This window comes from Pseudomonas sp. B21-009, from assembly GCF_024749345.1.
Classification (GTDB): domain Bacteria; phylum Pseudomonadota; class Gammaproteobacteria; order Pseudomonadales; family Pseudomonadaceae; genus Aquipseudomonas.
Genome location: NZ_CP087199.1, coordinates 595,893 through 614,645 on the forward strand (window position 1 = coordinate 595,893; position 18,753 = coordinate 614,645).

The window sequence follows — 18,753 nt, forward strand, 5'->3', positions numbered from 1 at the left end:
GGACCGGGCTGGGAGGGGAGCTGCTACAGCGCTGATGTGTCTTGTTGTCTGGCATAGGCTTCAGCTCGCGCGTTGGTTTTCGATCAGGCGATCAGAGCCACCTTCTGCGACCTCGAAGCGTGCTTTCAGACGGTCAGAACCACCTTCGGCTACTTTGTAATACTGTTTCAGGCGATCAGCACCACCCTCGGCGACTTTGACCCGGTCGTTCAGGCGATCAGCACCGCCTTCGGCAACGCGGTTGTTACGTTCCAGCAGGCGATCGGAGCCACCTTCGGCAACGCGGTTGTTACGGTCGATCAGGCGATCGGAACCACCTTCGGCCAGCGGGTTCAGCGGTTGCGCAATGACCGTCGAGCTCGAACGCGCTTCGGCGGTCAGCGCCTGGTCGGCGGCAGGTACGGCAAAGGCGTTGGCGGCCAGGATGGACAGGGACAGGCTCAGCAGTAATTGGCGTTTCATGATTCGGTGCTCCTCGGCGGGGCTGGAAAGTGGGTACGGAGCCAATGCTACGCCGGGAAACGCCAGATAAAAGTTCATAAAGATAATGGTAACAATCAACGCAATTGATGCTTCGCGCCAGCCGCTCTAGAACGTGGTTTGTGGCGCCATGAGCAACTGCGGCGGAGCCGTTACCAAGGTCGGCGAGCACGCTAACAATCGACAAAAGTTGAGAAAAAGGTCAGAAAAAACCTGGTTATCATGGCCAATCGATTAAACCCCTCGGCGTTTCATCAGTCCGAACAGATAAGTGCCATCAACGCGCCCGCTTTTGCCATGCAGTCATCAGGAGAATCGTGCAATGACGCGCCCCGCCAAAATCATCACCTGGACCCTCGCCAGCCTGCTGCTGGTGCTGGCGGTGCTGGTAATCGTCATCGCTACCTTCGACTGGAACCGGGTCAAGCCCACCCTTAATGCCAAGGTCTCCGAAGCGCTGCACCGGTCCTTCGCCATTAACGGCAACCTTGCAGTGCGCTGGCAGCGCGAACCGGAGCAGGGCGGCTGGCGCGCCTGGCTGCCATGGCCGCACTTCATCGCCGAAGACCTGACCCTGGGCAACCCCGACTGGCTCAAAGAGCCGCAGATGGTCGGCCTCAAGCGCGTCGAGTTCCGCCTGGCGCCGCTGCCGCTGCTGCAGCAGCAGATCGTCATTGCGCGCATCGACCTCAACCAGCCGACCGCCAGCCTCAAGCGCCTGGCCGATGGTCGCGCCAACTGGACCTTCGACTTCGGCCCCAAGGATGAGCAGGCAGAGCCGTCGAAGTGGGTGCTGGACATCGGCGCCATCGGCTTTGACAAGGGCCAGGTCAGCCTCGATGACCAGACCCTGAAGACCCGGCTGGACATGCTCATCGACCCGCTGGGCAAGCCGATCCCTTTCAGCGATATCGTCGGCAAGGCTTCGGCACAAAAGGCCGGTGCCGCCCAGGACTACGCCTTCGGCCTCAAACTCAAGGGGCGCTACAAAGGCCAGGCATTGGCCGGTACCGGCAAGATCGGCGGCTTGCTGGCCCTGCAGGACGCCTCGCAACCGTTCCCGCTGCAGGCCGACATGGCCATTGGCGATACCCGCATCGCCGTCGCCGGCACCCTCACCGACCCACGCAACCTCGGTGCCCTCGACCTGCGCCTGCGCCTGTCGGGCGCAAGCCTCGCTAACCTGTATCCGCTGACCGGCGTGACCCTGCCCGATTCGCCGCCCTACGCCACCGACGGTCATCTGACCGCCAAGCTGCATGAACCCGGTGGCGCGGTGTTTCGCTATGAAGGCTTCAACGGCAAGATCGGCGACAGCGATATCCATGGCGACCTGGCGTTCGTCTCCAGCCAGCCAAGGCCGAAGCTGACCGGCAAGCTGGTTTCCAACCAGTTGCTGTTCAAAGACCTCGCACCGCTGATCGGCGCCGACTCCAATGCCCAGCAGAAAGCTCGCGGCGGTGCCAGCAAGCAACCGGCAGGCAAGGTGTTGCCGGTCGAGGAGTTTCGTACCGAACGCTGGCGGACCATGGACGCCGACGTGACCTTCAGCGGCAAGCGCATCGTGCACAGTGCCGAGCTGCCGTTCACTGACCTGTCCAGCCACTTCGTCCTCGATGACGGTGTGCTGCGCCTGGAGCCGCTGCGCTTTGGCATCGCCGGCGGCAAACTCGACGCCCAGGTACGCCTCGATGGCCGTAGCGTGCCGTTGCAGGGACGGGCGCAATTGAGTGCGCGCAACTTCAAGCTCAAGCAACTGTTCCCGACCTTCGAGCCGATGAAGACCAGCTTCGGCGAGCTCAATGGCGACGCCGACATCAGTGGGCGCGGCAACTCGGTCGCAGCCTTGCTGGCCACCGCCAATGGCGACCTGAAGATGCTCATCAATGACGGTGCGATCAGCCGCGGACTGATGGAAATCGCCGGGCTCAACGTCGGCAACTATGTGGTCGGCAAGCTGTTTGGCGACAAGGAAGTGAAGATCAACTGCGCGGCGGCCGATTTCGGCATCAAGGACGGTCTGGCCACGACCCGGGTGTTCGTCTTTGATACCGAGAACGCGATCATCTATATCGATGGCACGGCCAACTTTGCCAGCGAGCAACTGGACCTGAAGATCAACCCCGAGTCCAAGGGCGTGCGCCTGTTCTCGCTGCGCTCGCCGCTGTATGTGCGCGGGCCGTTTGCCAAGCCCAGTGCCGGCGTGCAGGCGCTGCCGCTGGCGCTGCGGGGCGCGGGGATGGTGGCGTTGGGCGTGGTTGCCGGCCCGGCAGCCGGCTTGCTGGCGTTGATTGCGCCGAGTGGTGATGTGCCCAACCAGTGCACGCCATTGCTGGAGCAGATGAAGGCTGGCAAGGCGCCGCGGGCGGTGAAGGCGGGTTGAGGGGAAGCAATCGCGGGTCAAGTCGAGCCGTCGCACCGCCGCTCCCACAATGGAACTGAGTGCACCAGACCTGTGGGAGCGGGCTTGACCCGCGATAAGGTCTACAGACCTTGCAGCAAATCCGCCATGTCGTCGGCGTGCTCTTCTTCCTGGGCCAGGATATCTTCGAAGATGCGCCGGGTGGTCGGGTCGCTTTCGCCAATGTACTGGATGATCTCGCGGTAGCTATCGATGGCGATCCGCTCGGCGATCAGGTCTTCCAGGACCATTTCCTTGAGGTTGTTGCCAGCGACGTACTGGGCATGGGAGTTCTTGCTCAGGTTGTCGGGGTTCAGGTCCGGCTCGCCGCCCAGCTGGACAATGCGCTCGGCCAGCTTGTCGGCATGCTGCAGCTCCTGGGTGGCATGTTCGAGGAATTCGTCGGCGGCGACACTGGCCTTGATCCCGCTGGCCATGTAGTAGTGGCGCTTGTAGCGCAGGGCGCAGACCCACTCGGTGGCCAGCGACTCGTTGAGCAGGCGCAGGATTTTCTCCCGGTCGGCGCTGTAACCCTCGGTCACCGCGCCCTGCTCGACATGCTGGCGGGCGCGTTCGCGCAAGGTTTTAACATCGGTCAGTTCAACGTTGCTCATCATCATCTCCAGGCTGAAAACGGATCGATCTTCACGCTCTGTCGGCGCGCTGGTTACTTAAGCTGTGAGTCCCCGGCACGCGGAAAAGTTTTATAGCTTGGCCTTGGCCTTGTCGACGGCATCGTCGTCGACCTGGCGTTGTTCGCAGGTCTTGAAGCCCTTGGCGTCGACATGGCCGGTGGCGTCGAAGCGCACGTAGTAGGCCTGCTGCTTGCCGTCACGGTTGAGGATGTAGTTGTTGCAGGTACCGCCATGGGGCAGGTCGATCACCGTCGAGGGGCTGCCGCCAATGGCAATCACCCGCTGCATGGTCATGCCGTTCTCGACCTGCTTGACCAGCGGTTCCTCGTGGTAGGTGACGTAGTCCACCGGGTTCTCCGGCCGGCTGCCACAGGCGGCCAGGGTGGCGGTGGTCAGCAGAATGGCCAGGGTATGCTTGTACATGGTTGAGCTCCTTGCTGAGGGTCTATTGGCTTGGAACCCCAGCGAGCGGCGGGAGTTCGATTGCGATTGCCATCGAATTGCCTGTAGGGTTGGCCGACTGTCCACGGAACGGGGAATGCAGCCATGGCCCAAGGGCTCGCCACGCGTTATCCACTGCTGCTGGTGCCGGGCATGCTCGGGTTTGTCCGCTTGCTGCTGTATCCCTACTGGTTCGGGATCGTTTCGGCGTTGCGCCGGGGCGGTGCCCAGGTGTTTGCCGTGCAGGTTTCGCCGCTGAACTCCTGCGAAGTGCGCGGCGAGCAGTTGCTGCTGATCATCGCCGATATCCGCCAGCGTACCGGCGCCGACAAGGTCAACCTGCTCGGCCACAGCCAGGGCGCCCTGACCGCGCGTTATGCGGCGGCCAAACGGCCGGAATGGGTGGCCTCGGTCACCTCGATTGCCGGGCCCAATCACGGCTCGGAGCTGGCCGATCACCTGCATGACTATTACCCCGCCCACTCTGCCCGCGGCCGTGTGCTCAAGGCTTTGCTGCACGGGTTGGCGGTATTGATGGGTTGGCTGGAAACCGGCTGGCGCGGACCGAAACTGCCGATCGACGTGCACGCCTCGCACCAGTCGCTCACCAGTGCCGGCGTGGCGCGCTTCAACCAGGTTTATCCACAGGGCCTGCCGACGACCTGGGGCGGCGAGGGCCCGGCCGAGGTCAATGGTGTGCGTTACTACTCCTGGTCCGGCACCTTGCAACCGGGCCTGACCGATCGCGGTCTCAACCGCCTGGATGGCAGCAACCGCTTCTGCCGCCTGTTCGCCCGCACCTTCGTACGGGAAAAGGGCCAGTGCGACGGCATGGTCGGGCGCTTCAGTTCGCACCTGGGCCAGGTGATCGGCGATGACTATCCGCTCGATCACCTGGACATCGTCAACCAGTCGCTAGGGGCGGTGGGCAAGGGCGCGGAGCCGGTACGGCTGTTTACCGAGCATGCCGCCAGGCTCAAGGCTGCGGGGCTGTAGCGCGGCGGTGCAGGGGTGTTTTCCAGCGTTCGGCGAGGATCACCCCGACCAGGGTCAACACCCCGCCGACCAGGTGATAGAGCGCCAGTTGCTCGCCCAGCACCATGGCGGCGATCACTGCCGTGACTGCCGGTAGCAGGTTGAAGAACAGCGTCGTGCGGCTCGGGCCGAGGCGGCTGACCGCCTGCATCCAGGCCAGCGGCGCGATCATCGAGGCCAGTACGCAGGCATAGATCACCAGGCCGATATTGCCAGCGCCCAGGCCGGTCTTCGGTGAAAACACGAACAGCGGAAACAGCACGATGATCGCCACCAGCACCTGCAGGTACAGCAGTTGCAGCGGCGCGATGCGCAACTGCCACTTTTTCAGCAGGGTGCTGTACACCGCATAGGCCAGGGTGGCAATCAGCATCAGCGCATCGCCACTGTTTACGCCGTGTTGCACCAACGCCGCCAGATCACCGGCCGAGACCACCACCAGCACACCGACGAACGACACCACGGCGCCAATCAGCGCGCCGATGGTCAGCCGCTGGCCGAGGCTGATGATCGCCAGGGCCAGGGACATCAACGGCATCAGCGAGAGGATGATGCCCATGTTGGTGGCGCTGGTGATGGCGGCGGCGAAGTAGGCCAGGCTCTGGTACACCGCCATGCCGAGCACGCCGAGGATGAAGATCTTGCCCAGGTTCGGGCCGATGGCTGCCCAGTTGCGCAGCACCGGGCGCAGCAGGAAGGGGGTGAACAGCAGGCCGGCCAGCAGCCAGCGATAGAAACCGATCTCGGCCGGGAAGATCGCCCCGGCGGACATCTTGGTGACCACGGTATTGCCGGCCCAGATGAAGATTGCCAGCAACGGAAACGCATAATTCATGAAACGGGAACTCTTGAGGATACAGGCGGCAATTATCCACTTGTCTGTCCCGTTGCTTATACTTGTATCCAGACAACCTGCGCATAGATCCAGACAGCATGCCGATAAAGTACCTGAACATCCCGCAATTCGAGACCTTGCCGGCCCCGGTGTATTTTCGCTATGACGAATTCGGCGCCGACACCCACAGCGCCGCCCACCGGCACGCCTGGGGCCAGCTCAACTATGCGGCCCACGGCATCATGCACCTGGAGATCGCCGGCCAGCGCTTCATCTCGCCGCCGCACTATGCGGTGTGGGTGCCGCCCGACACCGAGCACAGCTGCTACAACCCCCAGGCCATTGTCTATCGCTCGGTGTACCTGGATCGCGAGGTGTGCAAAGGGCTGCCAGGCGAGCCTTGCACCTTGGTGATCAGTGACATACTCAAAGCCATACTCGGCGATTTTGCCGCCCGTGACGTCAAGGTGCCTGGAGATGAAACCGACCAGCGTTTGGCCCAGGTGCTGGTTGACCAACTGCGCCGCGCCCCGGCCCAGACCTGTTACCTGCCCTACGCCCGCAGCGCCGGTTTGGCTGAGGTGTTGCAGGCGCTGCACGGCGAGCCTGGCGACAATCGCCCGCTCGGCCATTGGGCGGCCAGCGTGCATGTCAGTGAACGCACCCTGGCCCGGCAGTTCATTCGCGAGTTGGGCATGAGCTTTGGCGAATGGCGCCTGCGCCTGCGCTTTTTGCGTGCCATCGAGGCGCTGGAGCAGAACCTGCCGACCCAGCAGATTGCCTTCGACCTGGGCTACAGCAGCGCCTCGGCATTTATCGCCATGTTCCAGCGCCAGGCCCATTGCACCCCGGAGCAGTACCGGCGGCAGGCTCGCGCTGGAGGTTTGTAAGAATATTTGTCTACACTTCGGCCAAGGCTGCGCGTGGTGCGCAGCGACCAGGAGAAAACGCCATGAAGATGGTGCGTGTGCCGTTGCTGTTGCTCGGTTTGCTGATGTGTTCCCAAGGATTTGCCGCCACGGCGCAACAGGAGAAAATGAAAACCTGTAACGCCGATGCCACCACCAAGGCGCTCAAGGGCGACGAGCGCAAGGCGTTCATGAGCACCTGCCTGAAAGCCAAGCCTGCGACCCAGCAGGACAAAATGAAAACCTGCAACGCCGACGCCACCACCAAAGCGCTCAAGGGTGATGAGCGCAAGGCGTACATGAGCGACTGCCTGAAGAAAAAGTAACCTGCGTCAGTTGGCGTAAGTCACCGACTCCAGCCGGTCCAGGCCCTGGCCGATAAACAGCGAGAACGGCCGGCCGGCGTGGTCGGCCAGCTCCCGGCAGTCACTCTGGAGCATGCTGATGCGCTGGTCGGTGCCTGAGTAGAGGTTAACGCTCTGCTTGCCCAGCGAGCCGATTTCGAAGGCCATCTCGAACGGGCCGTACGGATTGCGCTGCAGCGTCCGTTCGGCTTGCCAGGCCTTGATCTGCCCGTTGCGGATTCGTTCCTTCAGGACCGGGTCCTTGAAGTCGAACTGTGCAGGCACCGTGGCATAACGCATCTGACCGTACTCGATGACCACCTGCGCACGTTCCGACGGGCCTTCCTCGAGCTGCACGATCGACCTGAGCTTGAATGGCCCGCGCGAGACTTCGGCCAGCACGTGGCAGGTGATGATGCTCGACACTTCGCTTTTTTTCTCGGCGGCCTGGATGCTGTCCATGAGGGTGGCGGTGGAAAGCGCTTCGATACGGCTGCCAAGCTTGATCTCGAGGGTGACCGGGCCCTTGATCTTTTCCAGCGCCTCGCGCCAGACCTGGTACTGGGGCTCCAGTGACTGCGGTTCAAGGGTGACGTCGACTTCCCAGGACGTGGCCGCTCGGGCCCGGGGGATTTCGTCGAACAACTCGCGCAGGGCCTGACGCTTACCGGCATCGAGCGAGCGCGAGACGCTGATGAGCAAGTCCTGGCGGTGGTCATTGTCGAGTTCGACCTCGATGTCCTTCGGGTCGATACCGAGTTTCAGGATGGCCTGGTACAGGTCATCGCCGTACTGCTGTTTGAGGTCGCCATAGTAGGCGCTTACCGGCTGGGCGAAATGCAGGGTGGCGAAATCTTCCGAACAGCCGCCAAGCAGCAACAGGGGAAGCAGGACAAGCAGTTTGCGCATGGTTTTGAACTCTGTGCCTTGAAGGTGGGAAGGCACAGAGGGATTCCTGTTTCGCCTGCCTGCGAATGCGCCAGCGCGGCGCCGCCATTCCATTGGGGGCGGCAATCATAGAAACATCAGGGCGGCATTACCAGCCGCAACGCCGCTGCGTGCCACTATGCCTGCCGGGCGAAGGCTGGCAGACTGCCGGTTTTCCATGCCGTCGCCTTTCGAGGTTGTATGACCTTTACTCAGCGCCAGATCACCCTGGCCAGTTGGATCATCGTCTTCACCGGCCTGTTGCTGGTGTTGCCGCTCAAGTTGCTGCCAAGCCTGTTGGCCGGGCTGCTGGTGTTCGAACTGGTCAACATGCTCACGCCCAAGCTGCAGCACCTGATTGCCGGGCAACGGGCGCGCTGGCTGGCGGTCGCGCTGCTCGGCACCCTGGTGGTCAGCACCCTGACCTTGCTGTTTGCCGGCGCCATCAGTTTTTTGCTGCACGAGGCTGAAAACCCCGGGGCATCGCTGGACAAGTTCATGCTCCTGGTCGACCAGGCGCGCGGGCAACTGCCGCCGTTCATCGACGCCTACCTGCCGGCCAGTGCCTCGGAGTTCAAGGTGGCCATCGGCGAATGGCTCAAGACCCACCTGGGCGAGCTGCAACTGGTGGGCAAGGGCGCGGCGCACATGTTCGTCACCTTGCTGATCGGCATGATCCTCGGCGCCATCGTCGCCTTGCAGCGCATTCCCGACATCTCCAAGCGCAAGCCCCTGGCGGCGGCGCTGTTCAACCGCCTGGCGCTTTTGGTGCAGGCGTTTCGCAACATCGTCTTTGCGCAGATCAAGATTTCCCTGCTCAACACCTTCTTCACCGGCATCTTCCTCGCCGTGGTGCTGCCGCTGTTCGGTGTGCACCTGCCGCTGACCAAGACCCTGATTGTGCTGACCTTCCTGCTCGGCCTGCTGCCGGTGATCGGCAACCTGATGTCCAACACCCTGATCACCATCGTCGGCCTGTCGTTGTCGATCTGGGTGGCGATGGCGGCGCTGGGTTATCTGATTGTTATCCACAAGGTCGAGTACTTCCTCAACGCGCGGATCGTTGGCGGGCAGATCAGTGCCAAGTCGTGGGAGTTGCTGCTGGCGATGCTGGTGTGCGAGGCGGCGTTCGGGCTGCCGGGGGTGGTGGCGGGGCCGATTTACTACGCCTACCTGAAGAGTGAGTTGCGCCAGCAAGAGCTGGTGTGATCTGAAGGCTATCGCCGGCAACGCCGGCTCCCACAGGGATAGTGTGCAGCAATACTTTGTGGGAGCCGGCGTTGCCGGCGAAAGGGCCGCAACGCGGCCCCGGCTATCTCAACCGTATCGCTTGCGCGCCTCGATCGCCAAGCCGCTGCCGATACTGCCGAAGATGTTGCCTTCAACATGCCGGGCATTGGGCAGCATCGCCGCCACGCTCTGGCGCAGCGCCGGAATGCCGCTGGAGCCGCCGGTGAAGAACACCGTATCGACCTGCGCCACACCCACGCCGGCCTTGGCCAGCAGCTCGCTGACACTGCCGCGCACGCGCTCGAGCAGGTTGTCGATCGACTCTTCGAACAGCGCCCGGGTCAGATCGACGCTGAGCCCCGGCTGCACCCGCTTGAGGTCGACCAGGCGGCGGTCGTTGTGGGTCAGTTCGATCTTGGTCTCTTCCACTTCCATCGCCAGCCAGTGCCCGGCGCGCTGTTCGATCAGCTTGAACAGGCGGTCGATGCCGTCGGTGTCTTCGATGTCGTAGCGCATGCTGCCCAGGGCCAGCTGGGATTTTTGCGAGTACACCGAGTTGATGGTGTGCCAGGTGGCCAGGTTCATGTGGTGGCTGGTGGGCATGAAGGCACCGCTTTTCATCCGGCTGCCGTAGCCGAACAGCGGCATCACGCCCTGCAGGCTCAGCTGCTTGTCGAAGTCGGTACCGCCGATGTGCACGCCGCCGGTGGCGAGGATGTCCTGCTGGCGGTCGTCGAGCATGTGCCGCTCCGGGGCCAGGCGTACCAGGGAGAAGTCCGAGGTACCACCGCCGATGTCGACGATCAGCACCAGCTCTTCGCCCTGGATGCTCGACTCGTAGTCGAATGCGGCGGCAATCGGTTCGTACTGGAACGAGACGTCCTTGAAGCCGATTTTCTTCGCCACTTCTGCCAGGGTGTCCTCGGCTTCCTGGTCGGCGGCCTGGTCGTCATCGACGAAATGCACCGGGCGGCCCAGCACTACCTCGTCGAAGGCGCGGCCGGCATTGGCCTCGGCGCGCTTTTTCAGCTCGCCGATGAACATGCCCAGCAGGTCCTTGAACGGCAGCGCGGTGCCCAGCACGCTGGTGTCGTGCTTGATCAGCTTGGAACCCAGCAGGCTCTTGAGCGAGCGCATCAGGCGGCCTTCATAGCCTTCGAGGTATTCGTGCAGGGCCAGGCGGCCGTACACCGGGCGGCGCTCCTCGATGTTGAAGAACACCACCGACGGCAGGGTGATCTTGCCGTCTTCCAGGGCGATCAACGACTCCACGCCCGGGCGGTGCCAGCCGACGGTGGAGTTGGAGGTGCCGAAGTCGATGCCGCAGGCACGGGCCGGGGATGCTTGACTCATGGATTGTACTTCCGGGGAAAAACGGCCGCGCAGTTTATGCCAGCTGGCAGCAGAATCAAGACCGATTATCTGCTTTGCGGCAAACCCATGGGCACCTTGAAAGGCTATGCTTGACCCCAATCTACACAAGCATTCGATTAACCCATGGTGATTCCTTAGATGGACTTCAAAGACTATTACAAGATTCTTGGCGTTGAGCCCACTGCGGATGACAAGGCGATCAAGACCGCCTACCGCAAGCTTGCGCGCAAGTATCACCCCGACGTCAGCAAAGAGCGTGACGCCGAGGAGAAATTCAAGGAGGCCAACGAGGCCTATGAAGCCCTGAGCAGTCCGGAAAAACGCGCCGAGTACGACGAGCTGCGCAAGTACGGCCAGCATGGCCGGCCGTTCCAGGGCCCGCCGGGCTGGCAAAGCCGTGGTTCGGCAGGTGCCGAGGGCTTCGGCGACGGTGGCGATTTTTCCGATTTCTTCAGCTCGATCTTCGGTTCGCGCGGTGGCAACGGCAATCCTTTTGGCCGCGGCCAGCAACGCAGTGCCGGACGGCGGGGGCAGGACGTGGAAATGGAACTGGCGATTTTCCTTGAGGAAACCCTGTCCAGCGAATCCAAGCAGATCAGCTTCCAGGTGCCGCAGCACAACGCCAGCGGCCAGCGCACCGGCTTCACCACCAAGACCTTGAACGTGAAGATCCCGGCCGGCGTCAGCGACGGCGAGAAGATCCGCCTCAAGGGCCAGGGCGCCCCGGGCGTTGGTGGCGGCGCCAATGGCGACCTGTTCCTGACCATTCGCATGGCACCGCACCCGCTGTTCGATGTCGAAGGTCATGACCTGATCATCACCGTGCCGCTGGCACCGTGGGAAGCCGCATTGGGCACCAAGGTCGAGATGCCGACCCTGACCGGCAAGGTCAACCTGACCATCCGTCCGGACAGCCAGAACGGCCAGCGCCTGCGGATCAAGGGCATGGGCCTGAGCAACAAGCAGGGCCAGCGTGGCGACCTGTATGCGCAATTGAAGGTGGTGATGCCGAGCCAGTCCGATGCCGCTGCCCGTGAGCTGTGGAGCAAGTTGTCGGAAAAGGCTGCGTTCAACCCGAGGACACAATGGAGTAGCTGATCATGAGCAGTACCCTGATCGTTCAACTGGACATGCAGACCCTCTGTCAGGAAGCCGATCTGCCGGCGGCCTACGTGATCGAAATCGTCGAACACGGCATTGTCGAGCCTTCCGGGCGAACGCCGGAAGACTGGCTGTTTGACGATCAGGCGCCGGTGCTGGCCAAGCGCGCGGCCAAACTGCATCACGATTTGCAACTGGAGTGGGAAGGGGTGGCGCTGGCGCTGGAGCTGCTGGAGGAAGTGCAGCAGCTGCGCAGCGAGAACAGCATGCTCAGGCAGCGCCTGGGGCGGTTTGTGCAGGGCTGATCGCGGGGCGCTTCTACAGGATCACACAATCTCTGTGGGAGCGGGCTTGCCCCGCGATGAGTCCCTAAAGCAATTTGTAGTACAACGCCGTCGCCCGATAAACCCCATCCGGGCCACAGGCGTAATCCGGAATCTCGCCCGCCTTGCTGTACCCCAGCGAGCGATAAAAGTCCTCGGCCCCGGAGCCGGCCTCGGTATCCAGGTAAAGCATGCCGCGCTGCTTTTGCCGCGCCGCCAGTTCCAGCGCCTGGATCAATTGCTGACCGAGGCCGCGACGCCGCGCGGCACTGTGCACCAGCAGCTTTTGTACCTCTGCGCGGTTCAAGCCGTTGGGTTTCAGGCACAGCCCTAACTGCACACTGCCGAGCACTTCCTTGTCCTTGCCCACCACCCACAGCAACAGCTCGCCGCTGACCAGGCGCTGGCGCACCTCTTCGAAGTAGTGCTCGGCCTGCTGCGCATCGATATCCGCCAGAAACCCCACCGAAGCCCCGTGTTGCACGGCATCGAGCAGCAACGCCACCAGGCCGTCGCGGTAATAGGCAAAGCTTTCATGGGTTACACGGTTGAGCTGCGCAGCATTCACAGGCGTCACTCCATTGTCGGCGGTGGGGCATTGGGGTTGAGGATCAACTGCATGAAGGTCAGGTCCAGCCAGCGGCCAAACTTCACCCCGACCTGGGGCATCTGCCCGTTGAGGGTGAAGCCCAGGCGCTGGTGCAGGCGAATCGAGGCGCTGTTGCCGCTTTCGATGGCGGCGACCATCACATGCTTGTTGCAGGCGCGGGCCCGTTCGATCAGCGCTTGCATCAGCCTGGGGCCCAGGCCGTTGCCGCGCTGGTCGCTGCGGATGTACACCGAGTGCTCGACAGTATGGCGAAAGCCTTCGAACGGCCGCCAGTCGCCAAACGAAGCATAGCCCAGTACCTGCTCGCCAGCGTCGACCGCCACCAGGATCGGGTAGCCCTGGGCCTGGCGGGCGTCGAACCAGGCCTGGCGGTTGGCGAGGTCGACCGCTTGCTCGTTCCAGATCGCCGTGGTGTTGAGCACGGCATCATTGTAGATCTCGCGAATGCCCGGCAGGTCGGCAGGCACAGCATCGCGCAGCAGGTAGGTCATGGCAGGGTCTCGAACAGGGGCACAGTGATCGGCTCAGGTTAAATGGTTACCAGGCCGCGCACACCCTCGGCTTGCATATTTTCGCCACGCCCGGCCTGGATGATTTCGCCGCGTGACATCACCAGGTACTGGTCGGCAAGCTCGGCGGCAAAGTCGTAGAACTGCTCGACCAGCAGGATCGCCATGTCGCCACGGGCAGCCAGCTTGGCGATCACCGCGCCGATCTCCTTGATCACCGACGGCTGGATGCCCTCGGTGGGTTCGTCGAGGATCAGCAGCCGCGGCTGGCTGGCCAGGGCACGGCCGATGGCCAGTTGTTGCTGCTGGCCGCCGGAGAGGTCGCCGCCACGGCGCTGCTTCATCTGCTCCAGTACCGGGAACAGCTCGTAGATGAACGCCGGCACGCTCTTGGCCTGGCCGGCGCCGAAGCGCGACAGGCCCATCAGCAGGTTCTCCTCGACCGTCAGGCGCGGGAAGATCTCCCGGCCCTGGGGCACGTAGGCGATACCGGCGTGCACCCGCTGGTGCGGCTTGAACGTAGTGATTGCCTGGCCTTCCCAGTGCACGCTGCCTTCACGGGTGGGCAGCAGGCCCATCAGGCAGCGCAGCAGGGTGGTCTTGCCGACGCCGTTGCGCCCAAGCAGGCAGGTCACCTCGCCAACTTTGGCCTCGAACGACAAGCCACGCAGGATGTGGCTGCCGCCGTAGTATTGGTGCAGGGAATCGATTTTCAGCATGTTGTCGTCCTGTGTTGGCCTCATCGCCCCAGATAAACCTCGATTACCCGGTCATCCGCCTGCACCTGCTCCAGCGAGCCTTCGGCCAGCACGCTGCCCTGGTGCAGCACGGTGACGTGGTCGGCGATGCTGCCGACAAAGCCCATGTCGTGCTCGACCACCATCAGCGAATGCTTGCCGGCCAGGCGCTTGAACAGTTCGGCGGTGAACTCGGTTTCGGCATCGGTCATGCCTGCCACCGGCTCATCGAGCAGCAGCAATTGCGGGTCTTGCATGAGCAGCATGCCGATCTCGAGGAACTGCTTCTGGCCATGGGAGAGCAACCCGGCCTGGCGCTGGGCCGAGCCGCTCAGGCGAATGGTCTGCAGGATCTCGTCGATACGGTCGCGCTGCTCGCCGCTCAAGCGCGCAACCAGGCTGGCCAGCACCGACTTGTCGGCCTTCTGCGCCAGCTCCAGGTTCTCGAACACGCTCAGCGCCTCGAACACTGTCGGCTTCTGGAACTTGCGGCCGATCCCGGCCTGGGCAATCTGCACTTCGCTCATGCGCGTCAGGTCCAGGGTGTCGCCGAACCAGGCCTTGCCGCTGGTGGGGCGGGTCTTGCCGGTGATCACGTCCATCAGCGTGGTCTTGCCAGCGCCGTTGGGGCCGATGATGCAGCGCAGTTCACCGACGCCGATGTACAGGTTGAGGCTGTTGAGCGCCTTGAAGCCGTCGAAGCTGACGTTGATGTCTTCCAGGGTCAGCACCGTGCCGTGACGCACGTCCAGGCCTTCGCCGCGGCGCTGGCCAAGGCCGATGGCATCGCGGCCGCTGCCGGCGTCGAGGATCGGTTCAAGCATGAATTCCGGGTGCACCGGCGCTAGCGGGATGGCTCTCATTGTTCGCCCCTTTTCTTCAGCAGACCGATCACGCCCCGTGGCAGGTACAGGGTCACCAGGATGAACAGCGCACCCAGGCAGAACAGCCAGTACTCGGGAAAGGCCACGGTGAACCAGCTTTTCATGCCGTTGACCAGCCCGGCGCCCAGCAGCGGCCCGATCAGCGTGCCGCGCCCGCCGAGGGCCACCCACACCGCAGCTTCGATGGAGTTGGTCGGCGACATTTCGCTGGGGTTGATGATGCCTACTTGCGGCACGTACAGGGCCCCGGCCAGGCCGCACAGCACCGCACTCAAGACCCAGACGAACAGCTTGAAACCACGCGGATCGTAGCCGCAGAACATCAGCCGGTTCTCGGCATCGCGCAGCGCGGTCAATACCCGGCCGAACTTGCTCCGGGCCAGGCGCCAGCCCAGGTACAGGCTGGCCACCAGCAAGGCGACGGTAAGCAGGAACAACACTGCGCGGGTGCTTTGCGCAGTGATTTCAAAGCCGAGGATGCTGCGAAAGTTGGTGAAGCCGTTGTTGCCGCCAAAGCCGGTTTCGTTGCGAAAGAACAGCAGCATGCCGGCGAAGGTCAGGGCCTGGGTCATGATCGAGAAGTACACGCCCTTGATCCGCGAGCGGAAGGCGAAAAAGCCGAACACCAGCGCCAGCAAGCCGGGCGCCAGCACCACCAGGCACAGGGCCCAGGCAAAGTGCTGGGTGCCGGCCCAGTACCAGGGCAGCTCGCTCCACGACAGGAAGGTCATGAACGCCGGCAAGCCATCAGCGGCCGCTTCGCGCATCAGGTACATGCCCATGGCATAGCCGCCGAGGGCGAAGAACAGGCCATGGCCCAGCGACAGCAGCCCGGCGTAGCCCCAGACCAGGTCCAGGGCCAGGGCGACGATGGCGTAGCAGAGGATCTTGCCGACCAGGGTCAGTGTGTAGGCCGAGACCTGCAGGCTGTGCCCGGCGGGCAGCAGCGACAACACGGGCAGGGCCAGCAGCACCAGCAGCACAGCGGCGCCGATGGCCAGGGTCCAGCGCGGGCCGGCCTTCTGGCTGGCGGATACAAGCAGAGGCTGGTTCATCAGTCGATTACCCGTCCCTTGAGCGCGAAGAGGCCTTGCGGGCGTTTCTGGATGAACAGAATGATCAGCGCAAGGATGAGGATCTTGCCGAGCACCGCACCAATCTGCGGCTCCAGCAGCTTGTTGGCGATGCCCAGGCCGAAGGCCGCCCAGAGGCTGCCGGCCAGCTGGCCGACGCCGCCGAGCACCACCACCAGGAACGAGTCGATGATGTAGCTCTGGCCCAGGTCCGGACCGACGTTGCCGATCTGGCTCAGGGCCACGCCGCCGAGCCCGGCGATCCCCGAGCCGAGACCAAAGGCGAGCATGTCCACCCGCCCGGTGGGCACCCCGCAGCAGGCGGCCATGTTGCGGTTCTGGGTGACCGCGCGCACGTTCAGGCCCAGGCGCGTGCGGTTGAGCAGCAACCAGGTCAGCAGCACCACGAACAGGGCGAAGGCGATGATCACCAGGCGGCTGTAGGGCAGCACCAGGTTAGGCAGCACCTGAAGGCCACCGGAAAGCCAGGCCGGGTTGGCCACTTCGACGTTCTGCGCGCCGAACAGCAGGCGGATGGCCTGGATCAGGATCAGGCTGATGCCCCAGGTCGCCAGCAGGGTTTCCAGCGGCCGCCCGTACAGATGGCGGATCACCGTGCGCTCCAGCAGCATGCCGACCCCGGCGCTGACAGCGAAGGCCACCGGCAGGGCGATCAGCGGGTAGAACTCGATGGCTCCGGGGGCGTAGTGCTGCACCAGTATCTGCACCACGTAAGTGGCGTAGGCGCCGAGCATGAGCATCTCGCCGTGGGCCATGTTGATCACCCCGAGCAGGCCGAAGGTGATCGCCAGGCCCAAGGCCGCGAGCAGCAGAATCGAGCCTAGCGACAGGCCGCTGAAGGCCTGGCCGAGCAACTCGCCGAACAACAGCTTGCGCTTGACCTGGGCCAGGCTGGTTTCGGCCGCGGTGCGCACCCCGGCGTTGTTTTCGACACCGGGTGTGAGCAAGGCCTCCAGGCGCGTGCGGGCCATGGGATCGCCGGTTTCGCCGAGCAGGCGCACCGCGGCCAGGCGTACCGCCGGGTCGCTGTCGACCAATTGCAGGTTGGCCAGGGCCAGGCCGAGGGCGGCATGTACGGCGGCGTCTGCTTCGCTGGCGAAGCGCCGGTCGAGGAAGGCGACCTGGGCCGGCTGCGCACTTTTTTGCAGTTGCTGGGCAGCCGCCAGGCGCACTGTGCTATCTGCGCTGAGCAACTGATGGCTGGCCAGGGCGTTATCCACAAGCCCGCGCAGGCGGTTGTTCAGGCGCAGCTTGCGGGTGTCGCCGGCGGCGATGCGGCCTTGTTGCAGGGCGCTTAGCAGCTCAAGACGGGCCGGGTCCGGTTGCGCCGCCCAGTCCTGGAGCAGGCGCGCCTGCTCATTGGCCTTGGCGGCGATGAAGTAGTCTGCGTCGCTGGCCTGGGCAGTCAGGGGCAACAGCAGGAGGCTGAGGAAAAGGCACAGGAGGGCCTTGGACATGACGGTTTCCTTGTGGTGTGCTGTACGGCCGCATCGCGGGTCAAGTCGAGTCGTCGCACCGCCGCTCCTACAGTGGGAGCGGCGGTGCGACGACCCGACTTGACCCGCGATGGGCTCAGTTGCCCTTCACCGCATAATCCGGCCGCTTGTCGTTACCTGGAATGAACGGGCTCCACGGCTGCGCTCGCAGCGGTTGCTCGGTTTCCCAGACCACACTGAACTGGCCGTCATCCTGGATCTCGCCGATCATTACCGGCTTGTGCAGGTGGTGGTTGCTCTTGTCCATGGTCAGGGTGTAGCCCGATGGCGCCTTGAAGGTCTGCCCGGCCAGGGCTTCGCGGACTTTGTCGACATCGGTGGACTTGGCTTTCTCGACCGCCTGGGCCCACATGTGGATGCCGACGTAGGTGGCCTCCATCGGGTCGTTGGTCACCGCCTTGTCGGCGCCCGGCAGGTTTTTGGCCTTGGCGTAGGCTTTCCAGTCGGCGACGAACTGGCTGTTGACCGGGTTATCCACCGATTCGAAGTAGTTCCACGCCGCCAGGTGTCCCACCAGCGGCTTGGTGTCGATGCCGCGCAGTTCTTCCTCGCCTACCGAGAAGGCCACCACCGGCACGTCGGTGGCTTTCAGGCCCTGGTTGGCCAGCTCCTTGTAGAACGGCACGTTGGAGTCGCCGTTGACCGTGGAGATCACCGCGGTCTTGCCGCCAGCAGAGAACTTCTTGATGTTGGCGACGATGGTCTGGTAGTCGCTGTGGCCGAACGGCGTGTACACCTCTTCGATGTCCTTGTCGGCCACGCCCTTGCTGTGCAGGAAGGCGCGCAAAATCTTGTTGGTGGTGCGCGGGTAGACGTAGTCGGTACCGAGCAGGAAGTAGCGCTTGGCGGCGCCGCCGTCTTCGCTCATCAGGTACTCCACTGCCGGGATCGCCTGCTGGTTGGGCGCGGCACCGGTGTAGAAGACGTTCGGCGACATCTCTTCGCCTTCGTACTGCACCGGGTAGAACAGCAGACCGTTGAGCTCTTCGAACACCGGCAGCACCGACTTGCGCGACACCGAGGTCCAGCAGCCGAATACCACCGCGACCTTGTCCTGGGTCAGCAACTGGCGGCCCTTTTCGGCGAACAGCGGCCAGTTCGACGCCGGGTCGACCACCACCGGTTCCAGCAGCTTGCCGTTGACCCCGCCCTTGGCGTTGATCTGCTCGATGGTCATCAGGGCCATGTCCTTGAGCGAAGTCTCGGAAATCGCCATGGTCCCCGACAGCGAATGCAGGATGCCGACCTTGATGGTCTCGGCGGCCTGGATGCTCCAGCTCAGGCCCATCGCCGCGATGGACGCGCTGAGGGTAAAGGCCTTGATCAGACTGCGACGCTTCATAGTGCTCTCTCCATGGAATCGGATGTTCTGTTGGGCAGATGGCGACT

The 18,753-nt window shown here is 63.5% G+C and carries 20 protein-coding genes; 7 read left to right on the forward strand and 13 right to left on the reverse strand.

Going from position 1 to position 18,753, the window contains the following annotated elements; all coding sequences use genetic code 11:
• Positions 1-60: 60 nt before the first annotated feature.
• Positions 61-462 (reverse strand): hypothetical protein, encoded by a 402-nt coding sequence (locus LOY34_RS02635; RefSeq protein ID WP_195885565.1) that lies wholly within the window; start codon positions 460-462, stop codon positions 61-63.
• 340 nt (positions 463-802) lie between these two features.
• Between LOY34_RS02635 and LOY34_RS02640 the strand changes: the two genes are divergently transcribed.
• Entirely contained in the window at positions 803-2,863 is a 2,061-nt protein-coding gene (locus LOY34_RS02640) for an AsmA family protein (RefSeq protein WP_258664247.1), read from the forward strand.
• Positions 2,864-2,964: 101 nt separating this feature from the next.
• Here LOY34_RS02640 and LOY34_RS02645 read toward each other — a convergent pair whose 3' ends face one another.
• Complete coding sequence (locus LOY34_RS02645) at positions 2,965-3,495, reverse strand: bacterioferritin (protein ID WP_045196913.1); 531 nt, start codon at positions 3,493-3,495, stop codon at positions 2,965-2,967.
• A 90-nt stretch (positions 3,496-3,585) separates the two neighbouring features.
• The gene (gene osmE, locus LOY34_RS02650; protein WP_045196915.1) at positions 3,586-3,939 is read right to left on the reverse strand and encodes an osmotically-inducible lipoprotein OsmE; all 354 of its coding nucleotides are present in this window, start codon (positions 3,937-3,939) and stop codon (positions 3,586-3,588) included.
• 123 nt (positions 3,940-4,062) lie between these two features.
• Here osmE and LOY34_RS02655 point away from each other — a divergent pair, with 123 nt between their 5' ends.
• A complete protein-coding gene (locus LOY34_RS02655) occupies positions 4,063-4,953 on the forward strand; it encodes a triacylglycerol lipase (RefSeq protein WP_195885567.1) in 891 nt (296 codons plus the stop codon).
• Here LOY34_RS02655 and LOY34_RS02660 read toward each other — a convergent pair.
• Positions 4,934-5,827: a DMT family transporter gene (locus LOY34_RS02660; RefSeq protein ID WP_195885568.1), complete on the reverse strand. Its 894-nt coding sequence runs from the start codon at positions 5,825-5,827 to the stop codon at positions 4,934-4,936. The genes LOY34_RS02655 and LOY34_RS02660 overlap by 20 nt on opposite strands.
• A gap of 98 nt (positions 5,828-5,925) precedes the next feature.
• Between LOY34_RS02660 and LOY34_RS02665 the strand changes: the two genes are divergently transcribed.
• A complete protein-coding gene (locus LOY34_RS02665) occupies positions 5,926-6,717 on the forward strand; it encodes a helix-turn-helix transcriptional regulator (protein ID WP_195885569.1) in 792 nt (263 codons plus the stop codon).
• Positions 6,718-6,779: 62 nt separating this feature from the next.
• Positions 6,780-7,061: a PsiF family protein gene (locus tag LOY34_RS02670; protein WP_045196923.1), complete on the forward strand. Its 282-nt coding sequence runs from the start codon at positions 6,780-6,782 to the stop codon at positions 7,059-7,061.
• 6 nt (positions 7,062-7,067) lie between these two features.
• On the opposite strand, the gene LOY34_RS02675 is transcribed toward LOY34_RS02670, so the two are convergent.
• Positions 7,068-7,988: a hypothetical protein gene (locus tag LOY34_RS02675; RefSeq protein WP_143013252.1), complete on the reverse strand. Its 921-nt coding sequence runs from the start codon at positions 7,986-7,988 to the stop codon at positions 7,068-7,070.
• 219 nt (positions 7,989-8,207) lie between these two features.
• On the opposite strand from LOY34_RS02675, the gene LOY34_RS02680 reads away from it, so the two are divergent.
• Positions 8,208-9,215: an AI-2E family transporter gene (locus LOY34_RS02680; protein WP_045196927.1), complete on the forward strand. Its 1,008-nt coding sequence runs from the start codon at positions 8,208-8,210 to the stop codon at positions 9,213-9,215.
• Positions 9,216-9,323: 108 nt separating this feature from the next.
• On the opposite strand, the gene LOY34_RS02685 is transcribed toward LOY34_RS02680, so the two are convergent.
• Positions 9,324-10,589 carry an Hsp70 family protein gene (locus LOY34_RS02685; RefSeq protein WP_195885570.1) on the reverse strand — a complete coding sequence of 422 codons (1,266 nt, stop codon included), beginning with the start codon at positions 10,587-10,589 and terminating at the stop codon, positions 9,324-9,326.
• Positions 10,590-10,748: 159 nt separating this feature from the next.
• Between LOY34_RS02685 and cbpA the strand changes: the two genes are divergently transcribed.
• A complete protein-coding gene (cbpA, locus tag LOY34_RS02690) occupies positions 10,749-11,708 on the forward strand; it encodes a curved DNA-binding protein (protein WP_045196930.1) in 960 nt (319 codons plus the stop codon).
• A gap of 2 nt (positions 11,709-11,710) precedes the next feature.
• Positions 11,711-12,016, forward strand: a complete 306-nt coding sequence (locus LOY34_RS02695; RefSeq protein WP_045196932.1) for a chaperone modulator CbpM — start codon at positions 11,711-11,713, stop codon at positions 12,014-12,016.
• A gap of 64 nt (positions 12,017-12,080) precedes the next feature.
• On the opposite strand, the gene LOY34_RS02700 is transcribed toward LOY34_RS02695, so the two are convergent.
• The 7 genes from LOY34_RS02700 to urtA form a co-directional block, all read right to left on the reverse strand.
• Positions 12,081-12,602, reverse strand: a complete 522-nt coding sequence (locus LOY34_RS02700; protein ID WP_195885571.1) for a GNAT family N-acetyltransferase — start codon at positions 12,600-12,602, stop codon at positions 12,081-12,083.
• A 5-nt stretch (positions 12,603-12,607) separates the two neighbouring features.
• Positions 12,608-13,135 carry a GNAT family N-acetyltransferase gene (locus LOY34_RS02705; protein WP_195885572.1) on the reverse strand — a complete coding sequence of 176 codons (528 nt, stop codon included), beginning with the start codon at positions 13,133-13,135 and terminating at the stop codon, positions 12,608-12,610.
• Positions 13,136-13,173: 38 nt separating this feature from the next.
• Positions 13,174-13,872, reverse strand: a complete 699-nt coding sequence (gene urtE, locus LOY34_RS02710; protein ID WP_195885573.1) for an urea ABC transporter ATP-binding subunit UrtE — start codon at positions 13,870-13,872, stop codon at positions 13,174-13,176.
• A 20-nt stretch (positions 13,873-13,892) separates the two neighbouring features.
• A complete protein-coding gene (gene urtD, locus LOY34_RS02715) occupies positions 13,893-14,753 on the reverse strand; it encodes an urea ABC transporter ATP-binding protein UrtD (RefSeq protein ID WP_371128632.1) in 861 nt (286 codons plus the stop codon).
• Positions 14,750-15,829, reverse strand: a complete 1,080-nt coding sequence (urtC, locus tag LOY34_RS02720) for an urea ABC transporter permease subunit UrtC (RefSeq protein ID WP_258664250.1) — start codon at positions 15,827-15,829, stop codon at positions 14,750-14,752. Before urtC ends, urtD begins: the two co-directional genes overlap by 4 nt.
• Complete coding sequence (gene urtB, locus LOY34_RS02725; protein ID WP_195885575.1) at positions 15,829-17,325, reverse strand: urea ABC transporter permease subunit UrtB; 1,497 nt, start codon at positions 17,323-17,325, stop codon at positions 15,829-15,831. The genes urtC and urtB overlap by 1 nt, the downstream gene beginning before the upstream one ends.
• Before the next feature lie 115 nt (positions 17,326-17,440).
• Positions 17,441-18,706 carry an urea ABC transporter substrate-binding protein gene (gene urtA, locus LOY34_RS02730; RefSeq protein WP_195885576.1) on the reverse strand — a complete coding sequence of 422 codons (1,266 nt, stop codon included), beginning with the start codon at positions 18,704-18,706 and terminating at the stop codon, positions 17,441-17,443.
• Between the last annotated feature and the right edge of the window lie 47 nt (positions 18,707-18,753).

Excerpts from the sequence above, each read along its gene's own strand:
- LOY34_RS02705 (WP_195885572.1), bottom strand. The coding sequence starts at position 13,135 with ATGACCTACCTGCTGCGCGATGCTGTGCCTGCCGACCTGCCGGGCATT.
- LOY34_RS02640 (WP_258664247.1), top strand. The coding sequence starts at position 803 with ATGACGCGCCCCGCCAAAATCATCACCTGGACCCTCGCCAGCCTGCTG.
- LOY34_RS02695 (WP_045196932.1), top strand. The coding sequence starts at position 11,711 with ATGAGCAGTACCCTGATCGTTCAACTGGACATGCAGACCCTCTGTCAG.
- LOY34_RS02680 (WP_045196927.1), top strand. The coding sequence starts at position 8,208 with ATGACCTTTACTCAGCGCCAGATCACCCTGGCCAGTTGGATCATCGTC.
- LOY34_RS02665 (WP_195885569.1), top strand. The coding sequence starts at position 5,926 with ATGCCGATAAAGTACCTGAACATCCCGCAATTCGAGACCTTGCCGGCC.
- LOY34_RS02655 (WP_195885567.1), top strand. The coding sequence starts at position 4,063 with ATGGCCCAAGGGCTCGCCACGCGTTATCCACTGCTGCTGGTGCCGGGC.
- urtA (WP_195885576.1), bottom strand. The coding sequence starts at position 18,706 with ATGAAGCGTCGCAGTCTGATCAAGGCCTTTACCCTCAGCGCGTCCATC.
- urtE (WP_195885573.1), bottom strand. The coding sequence starts at position 13,872 with ATGCTGAAAATCGATTCCCTGCACCAATACTACGGCGGCAGCCACATC.
- LOY34_RS02660 (WP_195885568.1), bottom strand. The coding sequence starts at position 5,827 with ATGAATTATGCGTTTCCGTTGCTGGCAATCTTCATCTGGGCCGGCAAT.
- urtB (WP_195885575.1), bottom strand. The coding sequence starts at position 17,325 with ATGTCCAAGGCCCTCCTGTGCCTTTTCCTCAGCCTCCTGCTGTTGCCC.
- osmE (WP_045196915.1), bottom strand. The coding sequence starts at position 3,939 with ATGTACAAGCATACCCTGGCCATTCTGCTGACCACCGCCACCCTGGCC.
- LOY34_RS02635 (WP_195885565.1), bottom strand. The coding sequence starts at position 462 with ATGAAACGCCAATTACTGCTGAGCCTGTCCCTGTCCATCCTGGCCGCC.
- cbpA (WP_045196930.1), top strand. The coding sequence starts at position 10,749 with ATGGACTTCAAAGACTATTACAAGATTCTTGGCGTTGAGCCCACTGCG.
- urtD (WP_371128632.1), bottom strand. The coding sequence starts at position 14,753 with ATGAGAGCCATCCCGCTAGCGCCGGTGCACCCGGAATTCATGCTTGAA.
- LOY34_RS02675 (WP_143013252.1), bottom strand. The coding sequence starts at position 7,988 with ATGCGCAAACTGCTTGTCCTGCTTCCCCTGTTGCTGCTTGGCGGCTGT.
- LOY34_RS02670 (WP_045196923.1), top strand. The coding sequence starts at position 6,780 with ATGAAGATGGTGCGTGTGCCGTTGCTGTTGCTCGGTTTGCTGATGTGT.
- LOY34_RS02685 (WP_195885570.1), bottom strand. The coding sequence starts at position 10,589 with ATGAGTCAAGCATCCCCGGCCCGTGCCTGCGGCATCGACTTCGGCACC.
- LOY34_RS02645 (WP_045196913.1), bottom strand. The coding sequence starts at position 3,495 with ATGAGCAACGTTGAACTGACCGATGTTAAAACCTTGCGCGAACGCGCC.
- urtC (WP_258664250.1), bottom strand. The coding sequence starts at position 15,829 with ATGAACCAGCCTCTGCTTGTATCCGCCAGCCAGAAGGCCGGCCCGCGC.